Annotated in this window: 15 protein-coding genes; 6 read left to right on the plus strand and 9 right to left on the minus strand. The window is 54.4% G+C overall.

The genetic code is table 11. From position 1 onward, the window contains the following. Positions 1-120: 120 nt before the first annotated feature. On the plus strand, positions 121-1,584 hold the full coding sequence (locus ACO0LM_RS01200) for a serine hydrolase (protein WP_423033533.1): 1,464 nt from the start codon (positions 121-123) through the stop codon (positions 1,582-1,584). 17 nt (positions 1,585-1,601) lie between these two features. On the opposite strand, the gene ACO0LM_RS01205 is transcribed toward ACO0LM_RS01200, so the two are convergent. Next, complete coding sequence (locus tag ACO0LM_RS01205; protein WP_423033535.1) at positions 1,602-2,213, minus strand: hypothetical protein; 612 nt, start codon at positions 2,211-2,213, stop codon at positions 1,602-1,604. A 231-nt stretch (positions 2,214-2,444) separates the two neighbouring features. Here ACO0LM_RS01205 and ACO0LM_RS01210 point away from each other — a divergent pair, with 231 nt between their 5' ends. After that, positions 2,445-3,587: a hypothetical protein gene (locus ACO0LM_RS01210; RefSeq protein WP_423033537.1), complete on the plus strand. Its 1,143-nt coding sequence runs from the start codon at positions 2,445-2,447 to the stop codon at positions 3,585-3,587. A 9-nt stretch (positions 3,588-3,596) separates the two neighbouring features. On the opposite strand, the gene ACO0LM_RS01215 is transcribed toward ACO0LM_RS01210, so the two are convergent. Genes ACO0LM_RS01215 through ACO0LM_RS01235 form a run of 5 tightly spaced genes read right to left on the minus strand, consistent with a single transcriptional unit; the run spans position 3,597 to position 8,441 of the window. Then, the gene (locus tag ACO0LM_RS01215; protein WP_423033539.1) at positions 3,597-4,031 is read right to left on the minus strand and encodes a GAF domain-containing protein; all 435 of its coding nucleotides are present in this window, start codon (positions 4,029-4,031) and stop codon (positions 3,597-3,599) included. 16 nt (positions 4,032-4,047) lie between these two features. Beyond that, positions 4,048-4,968: an EboA domain-containing protein gene (locus ACO0LM_RS01220; protein WP_423033541.1), complete on the minus strand. Its 921-nt coding sequence runs from the start codon at positions 4,966-4,968 to the stop codon at positions 4,048-4,050. A gap of 11 nt (positions 4,969-4,979) precedes the next feature. Then, positions 4,980-5,951, minus strand: coding sequence for a UbiA family prenyltransferase (locus tag ACO0LM_RS01225; RefSeq protein ID WP_423033543.1), 972 nt, complete (start codon positions 5,949-5,951; stop codon positions 4,980-4,982). Further along, a complete protein-coding gene (gene eboE, locus ACO0LM_RS01230; RefSeq protein WP_423033545.1) occupies positions 5,948-7,225 on the minus strand; it encodes a metabolite traffic protein EboE in 1,278 nt (425 codons plus the stop codon). The genes ACO0LM_RS01225 and eboE overlap by 4 nt, the downstream gene beginning before the upstream one ends. Then, entirely contained in the window at positions 7,158-8,441 is a 1,284-nt protein-coding gene (locus ACO0LM_RS01235; RefSeq protein ID WP_423033547.1) for a 3-dehydroquinate synthase, read from the minus strand. Before ACO0LM_RS01235 ends, eboE begins: the two co-directional genes overlap by 68 nt. Before the next feature lie 474 nt (positions 8,442-8,915). On the opposite strand from ACO0LM_RS01235, the gene ACO0LM_RS01240 reads away from it, so the two are divergent. Next, complete coding sequence (locus tag ACO0LM_RS01240; protein ID WP_423033549.1) at positions 8,916-10,304, plus strand: nucleotide pyrophosphatase/phosphodiesterase family protein; 1,389 nt, start codon at positions 8,916-8,918, stop codon at positions 10,302-10,304. 18 nt (positions 10,305-10,322) lie between these two features. Continuing rightward, positions 10,323-11,444, plus strand: a complete 1,122-nt coding sequence (locus ACO0LM_RS01245; protein WP_423033551.1) for a TatD family hydrolase — start codon at positions 10,323-10,325, stop codon at positions 11,442-11,444. Here the strand turns inward: ACO0LM_RS01245 and ACO0LM_RS01250 are convergent. After that, on the minus strand, positions 11,429-11,749 hold the full coding sequence (locus ACO0LM_RS01250; RefSeq protein ID WP_423033553.1) for a hypothetical protein: 321 nt from the start codon (positions 11,747-11,749) through the stop codon (positions 11,429-11,431). The two genes, ACO0LM_RS01245 and ACO0LM_RS01250, sit on opposite strands and share 16 nt — an antisense overlap. A 250-nt stretch (positions 11,750-11,999) precedes the next feature. Here ACO0LM_RS01250 and ACO0LM_RS01255 point away from each other — a divergent pair, with 250 nt between their 5' ends. Then, a complete protein-coding gene (locus ACO0LM_RS01255; protein ID WP_423033555.1) occupies positions 12,000-12,467 on the plus strand; it encodes a helix-turn-helix domain-containing protein in 468 nt (155 codons plus the stop codon). A gap of 21 nt (positions 12,468-12,488) precedes the next feature. Next, complete coding sequence (locus ACO0LM_RS01260; RefSeq protein ID WP_423033557.1) at positions 12,489-13,853, plus strand: serine hydrolase; 1,365 nt, start codon at positions 12,489-12,491, stop codon at positions 13,851-13,853. Positions 13,854-13,942: 89 nt separating this feature from the next. Here ACO0LM_RS01260 and ACO0LM_RS01265 read toward each other — a convergent pair whose 3' ends face one another. Then, positions 13,943-14,506, minus strand: a complete 564-nt coding sequence (locus tag ACO0LM_RS01265) for a recombinase family protein (protein ID WP_423033559.1) — start codon at positions 14,504-14,506, stop codon at positions 13,943-13,945. Between the two features lie 14 nt (positions 14,507-14,520). Next, positions 14,521-15,606, minus strand: a complete 1,086-nt coding sequence (locus ACO0LM_RS01270; protein WP_423033561.1) for a PDDEXK nuclease domain-containing protein — start codon at positions 15,604-15,606, stop codon at positions 14,521-14,523. Between the last annotated feature and the right edge of the window lie 197 nt (positions 15,607-15,803).

A 15,803-nucleotide genomic window follows, 5' to 3' on the forward strand; every position in this document is an offset into this window, starting at 1 on the left:
TCATCACGCTTTTGATGACAAACATAAGGACATATTGGCATTGAAATGAATCCATGTATTTCTGCCTGCCGTTCGCCCTTGCCATACACCAAGATATCTCACCAGGTCAGGATAAAACTCATGCGTCAACAATTCTGGGGCGCGCTTGTTCTTGTCGTCATATCGATGACAGCATCCGCGCAAACATTGGATCTGGCTACGAGCCAGGCTGATCAGGTGGATGCCTACCTGCGCGATAAAATGACGAAGACACGCATACCCGGGATGCAGGTCGCGGTAGTAAAGGATGGACACATTGTCTTGTCCCGTCACTATGGAACCGCCAGTATAGAATTTGGTGTGCCCGTTGAAGACGACACTGTTTTTGCAATCAATTCGATTACCAAGGCCTTTACCGGGGTGGCGGCGATACGTCTGGCCGAAGAAGGAAAACTGGATATCAGCAAGCCGGTCGGTAGTTATGTGGCCGATCTTCCTGAAGCCTGGCGTGGTGTGACGATACGTCAATTGCTTAGTCATATGTCTGGCCTGCCCGATGTGATGGGTGCGCCAACGGTTGAAACAGACGCAAAAGCGGCGTGGACATGGGTGCAGACACGCCCGGTCCGCTTTGCGCCAGGAGAGCGTTTCGACTATTGCCAGACCAATTACACGCTGGTTCAGCAAGTAGTGAACCTGATCGAAGGACGTCCATTGGATGCACCACTGGCCGCTGCGCAGATCAAGATCGCCGACATGGCACACACTGCTTACGGAGATACGTATGATGTTATTCCCAAACGGGCACCGACCTATCGCTGGACGTCGTCCAGTCTGTCCAATTCCTGGACCGAGGCTGCCACCTTATTGCGTGCAACTTCAGAGCGTTTCTTGCCATTCCGGCGTGCTTCTTCCGGGCTGAACAGTACAGCGAGTGATATGGCGCGCTGGATCATTTCTCTTCAGAGCGGAGAAGTCTTGAACAAGGAAAGTCTTGCAAGCTTATGGACACCCGTGGCTTTCAACAATGGCGAGAATGGGCAATGGGGTATGGGGTGGCAGATACTGGATCGTGGAACACATCGCGCTGCTGGCATGACAGGAGGCGGACGCGCGGCCTTTTTTATCTACCCCGATGACGATGTCGCAGTCGTCATCCTCACCAATCTCACCGGCAGCTTTCCAGAAGATTTTATCGACAAAGTTGCGGCTATTTATGCACCTGATTTACCGCTATCCGGCGTCGCCGCGCTGCGTATTGCCCTGGATCAGCGTGGCTATCATCAGGCGGCTAAAGTCGCTGCTGAACTCGCTGCAAAAGACCCCGGCATCAAATGGCCGGAACTGGAATTGAACGACTGGGGATATCGCCTGATGGCGACCAATCGCCGTATCGAGGCACTCGCCATTTTTCAACTTAACGTCTCAAAGAATCCCAACAGCAGCAATGCTGAAGATAGTCTGGCGCAAGCTTATCTGGCCAACGAAGATACTGCTGCTGCCATTACCCATTACCGCCGTGCGCTGGTGCTTGATCCAAACAATACATCTGCCAAAAAGAATCTGGCAAAGCTTTTGCCGGAAGCGACGACGCCACATTCATGAGTATTGAATGAATAAGTTTAAGGCAAAACCCCAACAACAAACTGTGTCCCGTCAAAATGGATGGTTTGTTGCGGATTGTTCCTCATGTCAATTTCCAGCGCGGCTGTTTCATTGGTGACGACGACGCTGTCGTTTTGTGTCGTCTGAAACATAAAAACCGATACGATGTCAGTCGCTTCAAGTTGCAGGGTCATATTGGTTTCGACGGCGATAACACTTGTGGGTTGCGCATTGTAGGTGCTGCCATTTGCCGTGACAGATTGCAACATGCCGAAAGTAATCCGGCGGCCATCTGCATTTTGTATACTGTAGCTATTTGCCGGGCCGGATGATTCTGCTGTGCCGAAAGTATTATATTGAAATGGATAGACCATGCCCGGAGTGGCCGGGAATTCTGAAGAATATGCTGTGATCGCTGCGTTGATACTTACGGGGTCAGGTGAGCCAAACAGTCCGCAGGTCGAATTCCATGTAACAAAATTCTGTTCAAATGGCGCAAATGTAACCCATAGGCGTGCTTGATTCACATTGGCAGCCACCCCCTTGATTATTGCCACCAGATAGCCCCGCTGATTCAAACTTGCAGTGTCTGCTTTGGAGAATTGAAGCTTGAGTGCAAAGTCGGTCATGGCATGTCCCTGTCGTTGAATGGTCTCTGTATCGCTGCCCGCTTAAGCCAGCCTGGTTAAGCAGGCGTTTGCCAGCATTGAATTGGCTAAAAACCTGAGTGTCGTCAAGTTAGTTTACAGGCAGACGATACGAGATATTTTGCCTATTTGTCAATCATTGTAATGTTGCGACAATTTCATATCCTCCTCCATCCTCAGAAATAAATAGTATATTGACCATATTTGTCTTTTATGAAACACTGGAGCGGTAGTCAGAATGTGGAGCAATCCCTGCTCTCAACTCAGTCCCTGTCCATGCCAAAGCCGCCTTCTATCGTCGTAGCGCAACAGCCTTTACGCACAACCTGCGCATCCAGCATCATCTTGCGCGGATTAAATAATCCACGCGGCATCAAGGTGAAACCGGATGGTAATTTATTGTTGGTAGAGGCTGGCACTGGTGATGCAGAGCAGGTTTTTTCTGGCCGCCTATTGCAGTTCAAACGAGATGCTGCAGGTGGGTATGGGCAAGCGGAAATCGTGGCTGCCGGTTTTCGATCCATGAATATGCAGGCACGCATGTGTCGGGATGAAATTTTTGGCTTGGCTGATGTAGCCTATGGTGACGGCCGCTGGTTGTTGAGTCAGACGGACTATGTATCCGGTTCACGCATCATGGATTTATCAACTTTACCGCCCCAAACCCTATTCCACAGTCGTGGCAATTTGAATGCCTTGTGCTATCACCCGCAAAGACAAAGCTGGCTGACGGTGAAGCCGGATACCAACCAGGCCATAGAATTTATCGAGGGCAAAGCAGAAACGGTAGTCGGCGTGTTGCCAGATTTGTCTGGCGGTCAGCATGCGGTGCCGGTGACGGTGATCCTGGATCAAAGCTGGCAACAAAGCAGCGGCAGTCAAGCTGTCCTGATCTCCCTGTTCTCTGGCGAGTTGCAGGGTGATGTCGAGAAGACCGGCATATATTTTGAAAAAGGCGTCAGCAAGATAGTCAGACTGGATCTGGACAATGGCGAAGTCAGCACTGTGATAGCGGGCTTGACACTGGCAACGGGCATGGCTTTTACCGATCAGGGGCAATTACTGGTGCTGGAATTATGCGAAGATTTTTTGCAGCCCATGCCCGTTGCTGAAGTACCGCAAAAACCATGGCATGGTGGTTTCAAACGTTATTCAGGGCGCTTGCTGTGTGTTGATCTGGCCCGGCAAACCGTGCATTGCCTGGCAGAGCATCTGGATACGCCATCGAATTTATGTGTAGTGGGCAATAGCGTATTCATCAGCGAAGGCATGGGGCTGCCCGGTCGCCCCATTGCCAATCCACATCGGGAAACCGTGGCACTGGAAGGCTACGTGCGCAAATTAATATTGCCCTAGAAATGCCAATCAGGCCGCTTGCAGGCGTGCTGTCAGTTCAGCCAACTTGTCCGGGAATGGTGCCTGTGCTACCCACTCTGCCGGATCCCCTTCTTTTTGCCAGGCAAAACCTACCACAGCCATAACATCGCCCGCCTTGCTAAGCAAGGGAATGGCAATCGCAGCCTGCGCGCCAACCGCCTTGGCGCCTGGGCGTATGTTGCCACTTTTATCGTCCTGCAGATTGCAGGTTTGTACCGGTGTCTTACTTAGCTGCGCAGCACCAGCCATGCCCTTGCCATGGCTGACGTGGGCAACGATGGCGAGTACCGGTTCCGGTATGCGCAGGGCTGCGCTCAGGTACAGGTCTTCGCCACGCTGTATATGGATGGTGCCTGCAGCGGCATCCAGCTTGGCGATACTGTCTTCCAGCCATTGCTGGTGTTCGACGTTTTTTTCGTACATGGTGTTCTCCTGTTGATCAATGATTTGTCTCGTCCAGCAATTGTTGCCAACTGATATGTGCTGCGCGTGTTATCAGTTGCTGTTGTTCGCAGATGACGCGCAGGCTGTTGTCATGCTCTGGCAAGCTCTTGGCGATTGCCAGTCGTTCGATATCCCTGCCCCGCTCCAGCACGCGCAGTACGTCGGATTTGCCTGCAATATTTGCATAAGCTGCATAAGCTGCATACGGCGTCACACAACGCCATAACTCGGGGCTGATGGGTCGGCCTGCCGCCCAGCGTTCATGTACCAGATCCAGCAGGATGACAGCCAGTGCCGGATTATTTCTTTGTTCCAGCCCCTGTAGCGGCCATAAGGGACTATCAAGAAAAAAGCATTTGACCACCATTTGGTTCCAGGCGGCTTCATCAAAGGCTTCCATGGGATAGGGGTTGCGATGCGCCATGGCTTCAAAAATGGGACGCATACTCGAACGTATGGCTTCACGTGCGCGATGCTCTACCGCCATGGCCGCCGGATACAGGGGAAAGCCGCAATACAGGGCAATCAGTTCGTTGATTTCAGCACTGTCGGCAATGCGGTCCAGTTGGTTGGCAAATTGCGCTTCATCGCCAGCATAGCTGACAAGCAGGAAAGCTACCCTGGTGGCGATATCCAGGCTCCAGCCAGACGGATCAAAGCCGGGGCGCAACTGGTTTGCCGCCGCCAGTTCATCGCTGTCCAAGTTCAAGTCAGCCTTGCCCATTTTACGCGCTGCCATACCCATGGCACGGTAGACATCACGCTCCTGTTTTGCTGTGCTGATTTGCTGGCACTGCTGTCTGAACCAAAGCAAGCTTTCCGGCGTACTACGCGATGCTATCCAGGCGTCAAGCTGTGCCAGAGCCGCAGCTGTTTGTGGCAGGGCCTGTATTTCTTCTGTGGAAGGATGTTTCATGTTTGCGGGCTTCAGGTTCCGGGTATCACGCGTTGCAAAACCCTGGTCATGACAAAGGCGCCCAGGCAAAAAGCCACGGCAGCAACGCCACCACCGGCTATTGCGATCACCAGGGCATCCAGCAAGGATGTTGCGGCGATCAATTGCGCTACCGCCCTGGGTACGGCACCGGCGATATGGCGAGTGATCAACAAGCGCACGGCAATGATGTCGGCAACAATCAGCGCCAGCAACATCAGCAAGGGCAAGCCACCCTCACCCCAACTGGTGACCGAACGGCTGCCATACAACAACACAGGCAAGGCCAGAATCAGCAAGGGCCACAGGCTGCCAAGGCGATTCAGGCTTTCCTGCTTTGCAGCATAAGTCAGGCCAACCACGTGTGCCCAGATGGCCAGTGCTGCCAGCACAACTGTGGTATTCACCAGCACGGTATTGGTCAAAGGCGGGATGCTGCCGGTTTGGAACAGGTTTTCATCCGCCATATCGCCGGTGATGACCATGGCGCTGGCAGCCGCAGCAAAATAAACAAGTGCGCGGCACAAGCCCATAATCAGCGGGCTAAGGGGATTCCCCTTGTGCCAGACGTTATACAGCAAGATGGTGGCGGCCAGCGCGCAGCCACAGACGATGGCCCAGGTGCCGTAATAACTGAGTATGGCGATGCCGGCAAGCTGCAATATAAAGCCGATGGCAAATACCGCACGGGCACTGATTTGGCCCGAAGGTATGGGCCGTCCCGGTCTTTCACGGGCATCGATTTCCCTGTCAAAGGCATCGTTCAGATACATACCGGCGCAATAAAAAGCCGAGATCGCCAGCATCACCAACACCGTATGCAGGGTGGACAAAGAGCGACCGGTAATGCTGCTGGCGACAATCGCCCCGGCCAGCACATTGGTCCATACCGTAGGCAGGTTGGATACCCTGCCCAGGCGCAAATAAATGCCCATGCGACTGTTGTTCATCACTATCGTATTCATGTCAGCAGTTCTTTCATGATAAAGCCCAGTTCACGCGCAATGGCATGGGCCTTGGATTCATTTTTCAAATGGGCGGGCAAGACATCCCAGGTATAGGTTTCCACTTCCAGGTGATTTGAAAAACCTTGTTTGCGCAAGGCTTGTAAGGTCGCCAGCAATTCTGCACGGGTTGAACCCAGTTGGCCATTGCCATCCCAGAATATCGGTACATGGCAATGAATACGCCATTCAGCATCTGCCTGGCCCGCCTGATAAGCCGCAAAGGCAGCAGGCAGGTCGGTATAGCGCTGCAAGCCATGCTGATTTCGGACGACAACCTGATGCAGATACACGCCGTCATCAAAACGCTGCAATTCAGCCAGCATATCGGCCTGCATGGCTGGAATGCGCAAGGCGCAAGACAACTGTATCTTGGGTATGCGTATGCCCAGGGCGGTCAAGGTCCGCAACGCGTTCACCGGGTCTTCAAATTCAACAGCGGCATGGCAAACGTCATAGCAGACACCCAGATGCCGACGCATGAGATGGCTGGCTTCCGCTTCTCTACTGCCACATAAATCTGCCAGCCTGGCCATGCTGTCTGTAGCCCACAATTGTTGGCTAAAAAAAGCGGTGGTTTCGGCCAGGGTTTCCAAAAAACAGCAAGGCTCAGGTTCCAACGCCAGGGCGATGTATTTGCCGGTGTCTTGCTCCAGTTGCGCCAGCATGGCCACTGCGGCTATCAGTTGCCCGACAATTTGATTCTGTGCATCTGCTGTTTGTGCTTCAGTTTTGTAGGCACCGGGGACGGTGGAAATACTACCGCCCATACCATCCGGTAAAAGCGCTGCCAGGATATGCGCGCATTGCCTGGTATAACGCAAGCGCTCATCATCGCGCCAGTCGGGCAGATAAACTTGTTCTTTCACCCTGACCGTATGAAAAGGCCCATATGGAAAGGCATTGATGGTAAAAACGTAGGCGCCCAGGCGTGTCAGTTGCGCTTTAAATTCATCCAGCTTTGCTGGAACGATGAGACTGTCCGCCGCCTGTGCAGACAGGCGCAAGCCTATACCAAAAGCCTGGCCATCACTGAGCTCCAGTTTTTTTCTTAGCACAGGAATGGTTTCATCCAGACTGGATACCACTTCATCCCAGCTTTCACCCGCATGGATATTCGTGCAGTAAGTCAAATGCAGGTTTTGCAGTGGCAGGGATAATTGCATATCAGCCTTTGCCTTCAGGTAGCCCGACAGGCTGCAAATCAGATACTGAATCGGCTGCTGAATCAGCATGCAGATTGTGCAGCCAGTCTATCGCGGCCCGTACCTGTACCGCATCCAGCTCATGCACTTCCACACCGCTGCCTATGGCAGCCAGCAGGGTAATGGTCAATTCTCCTCCCAGGTGTTCACGGAATTCTTTCAAACCTTGCAGTACCAGTAATTCGCCTTGTGCATCCTGTGCCAGCAATTGCGGATGCCACAAGTCAAAACCTAATCGCGTCAGCAAATTGTATATGCGCGCATCTTCACCTGTCGGCAGTAAACCTGCCAGACAGGAATAACGGGCATCCAGCGCCAAGCCGATGGCAACCGCTTCGCCGTGAGATAGCGCGTGCGCAGTCAGGCGTTCGAGTTTGTGCGCGACCCAATGTCCATAATCAAGCGGTCTGGCAGAACCACTTTCAAACGGATCGCCGCCATGCGCAATCTGGTGCATGTGCAGGCTGGCTGAACGTGCAATCACGGTATTGAGGATATGGCTGTCAAACGCAGCCAATGCAGGCAACTGCTTTTCCATCATCAGGAAAAATGCGTGGTCGCGTATCAGCGCCACCTTGACGGCTTCTGCCAGCCCTGCGCGTTTTTCACGCACGGGCAAGATGTCGATAAAACGCGCATCGTTGATGACAGCCCATGGTGGTGCAAAGGTACCGATCAGATTCTTTTGCCCTTGCCAGTTGACGGCGTTTTTAACGCCGACGCCACTATCATCCTGCGCCAGCACCGTGGTGGGGAAGCGTATATGCCGCACACCACGATGGAAAATGGCAGAGGCATAACCCACCGCATCCAGCACGGCACCGCCACCGATGGCGACGGAGTATGAATGCCTGTCTATCGCCCGTTCGGACAAGGCCTGCAGCAGTTTTTCCACCAGCGCCGGATCATTCTTGCAGGCTTCACCGCCTGGCATCATGAAGATGTCGCCAATCAACTCGATTGCTTCATGGTGAAAACGCAGGTAGGCAAGTATCTGCTCGACCAAACCAGGCATGGCTCTGGCCACGCCTTCATCCAGGAAGACGGCAAGACGATGACGCCGCTGGGGCTCGCGCAAGCTCAGCACGGCACGAAAATCAGGGTTGGCAATATCAAAGGCATCGCGGGTGGATACCACAGGGAAGGAATAATCGACGCGCACATGTTGCTGTTGCCAGGCACCGCGCAAGGCGGTCGGTGCGGTCACATCCAGCTCGGGTAGCCTGTTCAGTTCAGCCAATTTCACGATAATTCCTCTCCATGGATCACCATTTCCAGTTTTCTGTCGTGCTTACGCATTTTTCTCGCCTCATGCTGGAAATGATTATAAAACTGATATGCATTCATTTGCAAATTTAGAAACACATGGGCTTGCATCGACACACTAAAAAACAGCGGACGTCACGGCTGAGGGTTCAGGATCAGCACCAATCTACTTAAAACTTGCGCCTACATATTATAGAAAACATAATTACCAATATTGAAATATTGGTGCAAAATAAGCAATAGCTTTTGGGCATCTTTCAAGAAATATCTTTTTTACACAACATTTATCTTCAAGAAAGATTTTCCGCTAATAAGTTATTGCACAAAGTGACAATTAAATTAATAATAAGGAAACAATGCATCTGCAGTGTCTGAGCCCTGATTCCCTTTGCCATGGCCAGAATTGGCTGCATTTCCCAACTTCATCGCAGTATGAATACGCAAGGCCAGACGCATGCAAAGCTTGTTGATGTTGAATATCGTTGGACTGACACCCAGACTGCTGGGCGAACTAACCCCGCGCCTGTCTGCCTTTGTTACCAGCGGCAAGATGCAGCCGCTGCAAACAGTGACCCCGGCGGTTACCTGCACAGTGCAGGCGACGCTGATGACAGGCTTGCCGCCTCAGCAACACGGCATCGTCGGTAATGGCTGGCTGTTTCGTGACCTGGCAGAAATCTGGTTTTGGCGGCAATCCAACAAACTGGTGACTGGCGAAAAAATCTGGGAAGCCGGTAAGGCACGCGATCCCAAATTCACCTGCGCGAATCTGTTCTGGTGGTACAACATGGCGTCCAGCCATGACTATGGCATTACCCCTCGGCCCATATACAAGGCAGATGGCCGCAAGCTGCCCGACTGTTATACGACCCCCCCTGGCTGGCGGGATGAACTGACCAGCAAGCTCGGTGCCTTCCCGCTGTTCCAGTTCTGGGGGCCGGCTACCACCATCAAATCGAGCCGCTGGATTGCTGACGCCGCCAAGCTGGCGATCAGTGAAAAAGATCCTACGCTGACCATGGTCTACCTGCCGCATCTTGACTATGACTTGCAAAGGCATGGTCCAGACCTGAGTAACCCGGCAGTACAACAATCCCTGCGTGATATCGATGAAGTGGCCGGAGACCTGATCGCCCATGCGCAACAGGCTGGCCGCCGCGTCATGGTCTTGTCAGAATATGGCATTACTGCGGTTGACCGGCCTGTCCACCTGAATCGCATCTTGCGCGAAGCCGGTTATTTGGTTGTACGTGAAGAAGATGGTGCCGAATTGCTGGACCCCATTGCTTCCAGCGCCTATGCCGTGGCTGATCATCAGTTTGCCCATGTGTATATTGCGCGCCCGGAATTGATCGCCCCAGTGCGCAAGCTGTTAAGCAGTGTCGCCGGTGTAGAAGGCATCTGGGCCGGTAGTGAACGGGCAGAGATAGCGCTTGATCATCCGCGTTCGGGCGAACTGGTGGTGATGGCCGACCAGCGTTCCTGGTTTACTTACTATTATTGGCAGGATGATGCACTGGCCCCGGACTTTGCACGCACGGTGGAAATCCATCGCAAGCCCGGCTATGACCCGGCAGAGTTATTTGTCGATGCCAATATCCGCTTCCCCAAACTGGCGGTGGCCTGGCGTCTGGGCAAGCGCATGCTGGGTTTTCGCAGTTTGATGAATGTCATAGGCCTGGATGCCAGCCTGGTACAGGGTTCGCATGGCAGGCCGGTAGATGATGCTGCCGATGGCCCTTTGCTGATACTTGATCGCCCATTGCCAGATGGCAAGGATAAAGTCCACGCGGAAGATATCAAGGGTATCGCCCTGGACATCATGTTTGAAGAAAATCAGTAAAGTACAAGGAGCAGGCAAATGAACAACAACGGCACATACCCAGACAAATCCCCGGGAAATTTCGTCGCTGACAGCAGCATCGTGGATGAAATGTTTTCTGACCGCACAGTGACCTGCCCCTGCTGCAACGGCACCATCACACCGCAAATGCTGCAAAACCTGCTGGCGCAGGCCGGTCAATTACAACAGGGACAGGCAGCCTTTCGTCAACTGGCCAGCGGTGGCAATGGCATGATGATAGACCCACATGCCCATATGATCGCGCGCACTACCGATGACTACGAAGCCATGGCCAAAGCCGGTATCGTCGCCGTCATCGAACCAGCCTTCTGGCTGGGGCAGTTGCGTACCAATGTTGGCAGTTTTATCGATTACTTTTCCACCATCACCGGTTTCGAACGTTTCCGTGCCGGGCAATTCGGCATACGCCATTATTGCGCGATAGGCCTTAACCCCAAGGAAGCCAACAACCCGGCCCTGGCCGAAGCCGTGCTGGATATTATGCCACGTTATCTGGGCAAGGAAGGTGTCGTGGCACTGGGAGAAATTGGTTACGATGAACAGACCGAACTCGAAGACAAAGCCCTGCGCGCACAAATCGCCATGGCGATAGAATTTGAATTGCCCATCATGATACACACGCCACATCGGGATAAAAAACGTGGCACCACGCGGACCATGGATGTGCTGGAAGAATGTGGCTTTGATCCGGCACGCTGCGTCATTGATCACAATAACGAAGAAACCGTGCAAGAAGTGCTGGACCGTGGCTACTGGTGCGCCTTCACCATCTATCCATCCACCAAGATGGGCAATGAAAGGCTGGCCGACATCGTCAACCAGTATGGCCCTGAACGCATCATCGTCAACTCTGCCTGTGACTGGGGCGTGTCTGACCCACTGGCCGTTCCCAAATCAGCCCGCCTGATGGCCAGCCGCGGCATTTCAGCTGACGTTATCCATCAGGTTGTGTATGCCAACGCCCTCGCCGTCTATGGTCTGAACCAGGAAATGCAGGAAGCACACTGGTGCCAGCCAGCCAGGATAGACCAGCGCACCCTGTACAGCGGCAATTCTGTATTGCGTGGTCAAACACCCAGGGTGGATGAGGAAGTGCTGAATCCTTACATTATCCGTTGATCTGCTTGAGGCTTCATTTGCCATCGCCACAGCATAGCTTCAGGACTGACATCAGAAGGGTTGAATTGATAGCCCCAGGGGGTTGAGGCATTTCCGCTCTGCCCCCAACCAAGCGCAATCGGAAACACTCCCATGATGGCACAAAGTGTAGTCATCATGATTGGGGTGAACAGGGGAAACGGAAAAAATAGTACGTTATGAATTTTCACGCGTCCGTAGCGTCCGAAATTGTCCTTCGTCGATCTTCCGGTTTTAGCGCCAAACGTAATCAGGCTGGCTTGTCGTCGCCGGGCCACCAAAAACATGACAAAAGCGCCACATCCGGGTGGCACTTTTGTTGTTGGCGCGAATTCGAAATACTTTGCGTATCCGAGTCCGGCAAAAAATTACGACATCGCTTTCTACAGCCCAATGCGGATCGATTCTCTTCGACGCCACTGGAACATAGCTCCGCCAATGGGAAAACCCGGCTGTCGGTTAAAAGTCGGGTAAATTTCGTCACCGACAATACGAATTACCTGAATACTCAAGGTTCACAAGCATCGGAGTACATGAATGATTCTCAAGCAGATACGCCTTAGCCGCAATTTATCCCAAGAGCAATTAGCTCAAATGGCCGGCTTAAATGTCCGAACCATTCAACGGATCGAGAGCGGTCACAAGGCGAGTGTCGAGTCTCTAAAATGTCTTGCTGCGACGCTCGAAGTTGATATCTCAACCTTGACCCAGGAGAAATTCGTGATCGACAAACATTCGCACAACTGGAAGTACCTGCCACTTTGGCTCAAGTGCTGGTTCCTTCTGAACTTCCTCAATGTCCGCCCAAGCCGTAGCACGGCCCTCAGGATCGAAATCGTTTCCCATGTGAGCGGCTTCCTGTTTTGCCTGTTCGGTTTTAGGAGCGAGGCCGCACTGGCCGGGGGGCTGATTATGCTAGCGACGGCCTACCTATTTCACCTGTTGAAATGGCAGGGGGATAAATATGGCATCTGGTACGATGCGCCCGAAACCGGTAGGTCCTGATCCGACTCCAGGAGAATCCTCATGCATACCTACCTGCGTTTCATTTTGGTGGCTTGGCTCACATTGAGCTGTGCCGCGGCCGGCGCCACGGCCGATTTGGGCGCCCGCATCGACGCCTTTGTGGTGCCATTGTTCAAGCCTGACCAACCGGGCGCGACAATCATCGTCACCAAGAACGGCAAGACCGTCTTTCGCAAGGCCTATGGCATGGCCGATCTGCGGACGCAGCGCGCTCTCGATCCCGAAACGCCCATGCGGCTCGGCTCGGTCACCAAGCAATTCACCGCGGCCGCAATCCTGCTGCTCGCAGAGCAAGGCAAGCTATCCCTTAGCGACGACTTCAGAAAGTATCTGCCGGATTTTCCGGACAAGGGACACGTCATCACCATCGAACATCTGCTCACCCATACTTCAGGCATTAGCAGCTATACCGACCGGCCTGGGTATGCAGCGGGCATGGCCGATGAACTGACCGTCGCACAGGTGGTCGCCACGTTCAAGGACAGCCCCGCGCATTTCGCACCGGCAGAGCGCTTTGCCTACAGCAATTCCGGCTATTTCCTGCTCGGTGCGATCATCGAAAAGGTCTCGGGCATGCGCTACGCGGAATTCCTGTCGAAGCAGATCTTCGAACCGCTCGACATGCGGCGCACGGCGTATGAGGGTGATGCGCGCCAACCGCCAGGGCTGGCACGCGGCTACCGCCGTCCGGGAGAATCGTTTGTTCCAGCACCGCCGTTAAGCATGTCCCAGCCCTTTGCGGCCGGCGCCCTAGTGTCGACCGTCGACGACCTGGCGCGGTGGGATGAGGCGATTACATCGGGCAAGCTGCTCAGGCCGGCAATGTGGCGGCGAGCGTTCACGCCTTACCTGCTGCGCGATGGCAGTTCGGCCGGATATGGTTATGGCTGGGGCATGGGCACGTTGAAGGGCCATCCCAGCGCCGCCCATGGCGGCGGCATCAATGGCTTTTCGGCCTTCGTCCTGCGGCTGCCGGACGACAAAGTCTACGTCGCCGTCCTGGCTAATAGCGAATCAGGCCTGCCCTCGACAGACATGATAGCAAACCGGATCGCGGCGCTGGCCATCGACAGTCCGTTCCCGGAAATGCAGGCGATTCGCCTCACCCCCGGCATCTTCGAGCGCTACATTGGCAGATACGAACTGGGGCCCGGCTTTGTGCTGGAGCTGAGCATGGCCGGTGACAGGTATCTCGCGACAGCGACTGGTCAAGCGCCAGTTCAAGTTTTCCCGCTCTCGGAATCGATCTTTTTTGCCACTGCAGTCGATGCGCAGCTTCGCATTGAACGCGATGCCAACGGCAAGACGGTCGGCCTGGTCCTGCTCCAGGGCGGGCGCGAACTGCCTGGCAGGCGCCTGCCTTGAGCAAGACAGCGAACTTTCCTCCCCCGCAAAGGTGATTTGCAGAAACGCGAAACGTTACAGCTAAACATTTCCCCCGCGCCAACAGCCTGCTATTTAATTAGCTTGCTGCGGGCCAATAGTCGTGCCACCGTGGACGGATGGACATTGAACAGCCGTGCGGAATCTGCGGCTGTTTTTTGACCGGAATCGACTAGGTGAACAATTTCAGTTTGTTGACGTGGCGTGAGCTTTGGGCGGCGGCCGCCGATGCGGCCTTCTCCGCGGGCGGCCAACAGGCCGCTACGGGTGCGCTCGCGTAGCATGGCGCGTTCGAATTCGGCGAACGACCCCACGATCTGCATCATCATGCGCCCGGCCGGCGAGGTGGTGTCGACGGCTTCGGTCAGGCTGAGGAATCCGGCGCCGGTTTTTTCCACCGTCTCCATGAGGGTGAGCACGTCCTTGAGCGAGCGTGACAGGCGGTCGAGCTTCCAGACCACCAGCACATCATCCTTGCGCAACTGATCGAGCAGGCGGCTCAGTTCTGGACGATCCCAGCGGCCAGCCGACGCCTTCTCTTCAAATATCCGTCCGCATCCCGCTGCGTTCAACGCCGCGATCTGTGCGGTGTTTTCCTGGTCATGGGTGGAGACGCGGGCATAACCGATTCGCATGAGCCAGCCCTTTCTTACTTGACTTCGGTTATGGTCGGATCGAGCAGATCCGGACTGGACCGATTCTCCAGCCGCGCCCTCGACAGCGCCACCGCCTCATGCAGCTTTTGCTCTAGCAATTGCCGGGACGGCAAGCCGGTCAGGTACTCGGCGACGTGAATGCCGCTTTGGTCCAGTTCCAGCAGTTCTATCTGTTCACGGTTCTTGCCTGTGCAAAGGATAATGCCCAGCGGCGGCGCTTCGCCCGGCTCTTGTTCATGTTTGGCCAGCCACCGCAGGTAGAGCTCCATCTGACCCTTGTCGACCGCCTTGAACTCGCCGAGCTTCAGTTCGATGGCGACCAGGCGCCGCAAGCGGCGGTTGTAAAACAGCAGGTCAATGTAAAAATCGTTGTTGTCGATTTGCAGCCGTTTTTGGCGAGCGACAAAGCTGAAGCCGGCCCCCAGCTCCAACAGGAAATTTTCCAATTCGCGCAGGATGGCGTCTTCTAGATCTTTTTCAAGGTAGCGATCGCGCAACCCCAGGAAGTCCAGCACGTAGGGATCCTTCAGCACGAGGTTCGGACCGAGTACCCCTTGATCGCGCAGGATCGCCAGTTCGCTGGTCAGCAATTCGTCGGGCTTGCGCGAGAGCGCGGTGCGCTCGAACAGCATGGAATCGAGGCGTCCCTGCAAGGTGCGGGTGCTCCAGCCTTCGCTGCGGCACATCTCCAGATAAAACTCCCGCTTGAGAGGATCGTCAATGTAGATCAGGCTGCGCAAATGAGTCCAGCTCAATTGTCTACTCAGTGCGTAGACAATCTCCTCGGCCTCGAACACCTCGCCAAAGCGCAGCATGTGGCGCAGGTTCTTGGCGCCGAAACCGCGTCCATGATCGATTTCTAATTGATGCGCCAGCGAAGCGACGATCTGTTCGCCGTAACCAGCCCGCTCTCCTTGGAGCACCTCGGCGCGTATGCGACGGCCAATGCGCCAGTAGAGCATGGTCAAGGCCGAATTGACCGTGGCGGCCAGTCCGGCCCGCGCTTCGCCGATCAAAACGCGGATGTCGCCGACAAGGCCAGTTGTCACAGCTGCAGCTTGCACATTTTTCGGTTCCACCAGCTTGCTCCTTGATACGGTTGGTTCAGCATAAACCTGTTGCCAATGGCAATCATTATGCAATACATTTACGCACCATGTAAGCGCCACAGGAACCGTGTGCGCCAATTGGACGAAAACGCAACTGGCATGCCTCACGAATTGCGTCATTGTGCATTACAAACGCCGAATGATGCCGGCTTATCGCAGGCCGACCG

It is taken from the genome of Undibacterium sp. Di26W (assembly GCF_049340265.1).
Taxonomy (GTDB): Bacteria; Pseudomonadota; Gammaproteobacteria; order Burkholderiales; family Burkholderiaceae_D; genus Undibacterium.

What these genes read in the sequence shown, in the direction of transcription:
- ACO0LM_RS01200 (WP_423033533.1), top strand. Translation starts at nt 121, where the DNA reads ATGCGTCAACAATTCTGGGGCGCGCTTGTTCTTGTCGTCATATCGATG.
- ACO0LM_RS01205 (WP_423033535.1), bottom strand. Translation starts at nt 2,213, where the DNA reads ATGACCGACTTTGCACTCAAGCTTCAATTCTCCAAAGCAGACACTGCA.
- ACO0LM_RS01210 (WP_423033537.1), top strand. Translation starts at nt 2,445, where the DNA reads ATGAAACACTGGAGCGGTAGTCAGAATGTGGAGCAATCCCTGCTCTCA.
- ACO0LM_RS01215 (WP_423033539.1), bottom strand. Translation starts at nt 4,031, where the DNA reads ATGTACGAAAAAAACGTCGAACACCAGCAATGGCTGGAAGACAGTATC.
- ACO0LM_RS01220 (WP_423033541.1), bottom strand. Translation starts at nt 4,968, where the DNA reads ATGAAACATCCTTCCACAGAAGAAATACAGGCCCTGCCACAAACAGCT.
- ACO0LM_RS01225 (WP_423033543.1), bottom strand. Translation starts at nt 5,951, where the DNA reads ATGAATACGATAGTGATGAACAACAGTCGCATGGGCATTTATTTGCGC.
- eboE (WP_423033545.1), bottom strand. Translation starts at nt 7,225, where the DNA reads ATGCTGATTCAGCAGCCGATTCAGTATCTGATTTGCAGCCTGTCGGGC.
- ACO0LM_RS01240 (WP_423033549.1), top strand. Translation starts at nt 8,916, where the DNA reads ATGCAAAGCTTGTTGATGTTGAATATCGTTGGACTGACACCCAGACTG.
- ACO0LM_RS01245 (WP_423033551.1), top strand. Translation starts at nt 10,323, where the DNA reads ATGAACAACAACGGCACATACCCAGACAAATCCCCGGGAAATTTCGTC.
- ACO0LM_RS01250 (WP_423033553.1), bottom strand. Translation starts at nt 11,749, where the DNA reads ATGTTTTTGGTGGCCCGGCGACGACAAGCCAGCCTGATTACGTTTGGC.
- ACO0LM_RS01255 (WP_423033555.1), top strand. Translation starts at nt 12,000, where the DNA reads ATGATTCTCAAGCAGATACGCCTTAGCCGCAATTTATCCCAAGAGCAA.
- ACO0LM_RS01260 (WP_423033557.1), top strand. Translation starts at nt 12,489, where the DNA reads ATGCATACCTACCTGCGTTTCATTTTGGTGGCTTGGCTCACATTGAGC.
- ACO0LM_RS01265 (WP_423033559.1), bottom strand. Translation starts at nt 14,506, where the DNA reads ATGCGAATCGGTTATGCCCGCGTCTCCACCCATGACCAGGAAAACACC.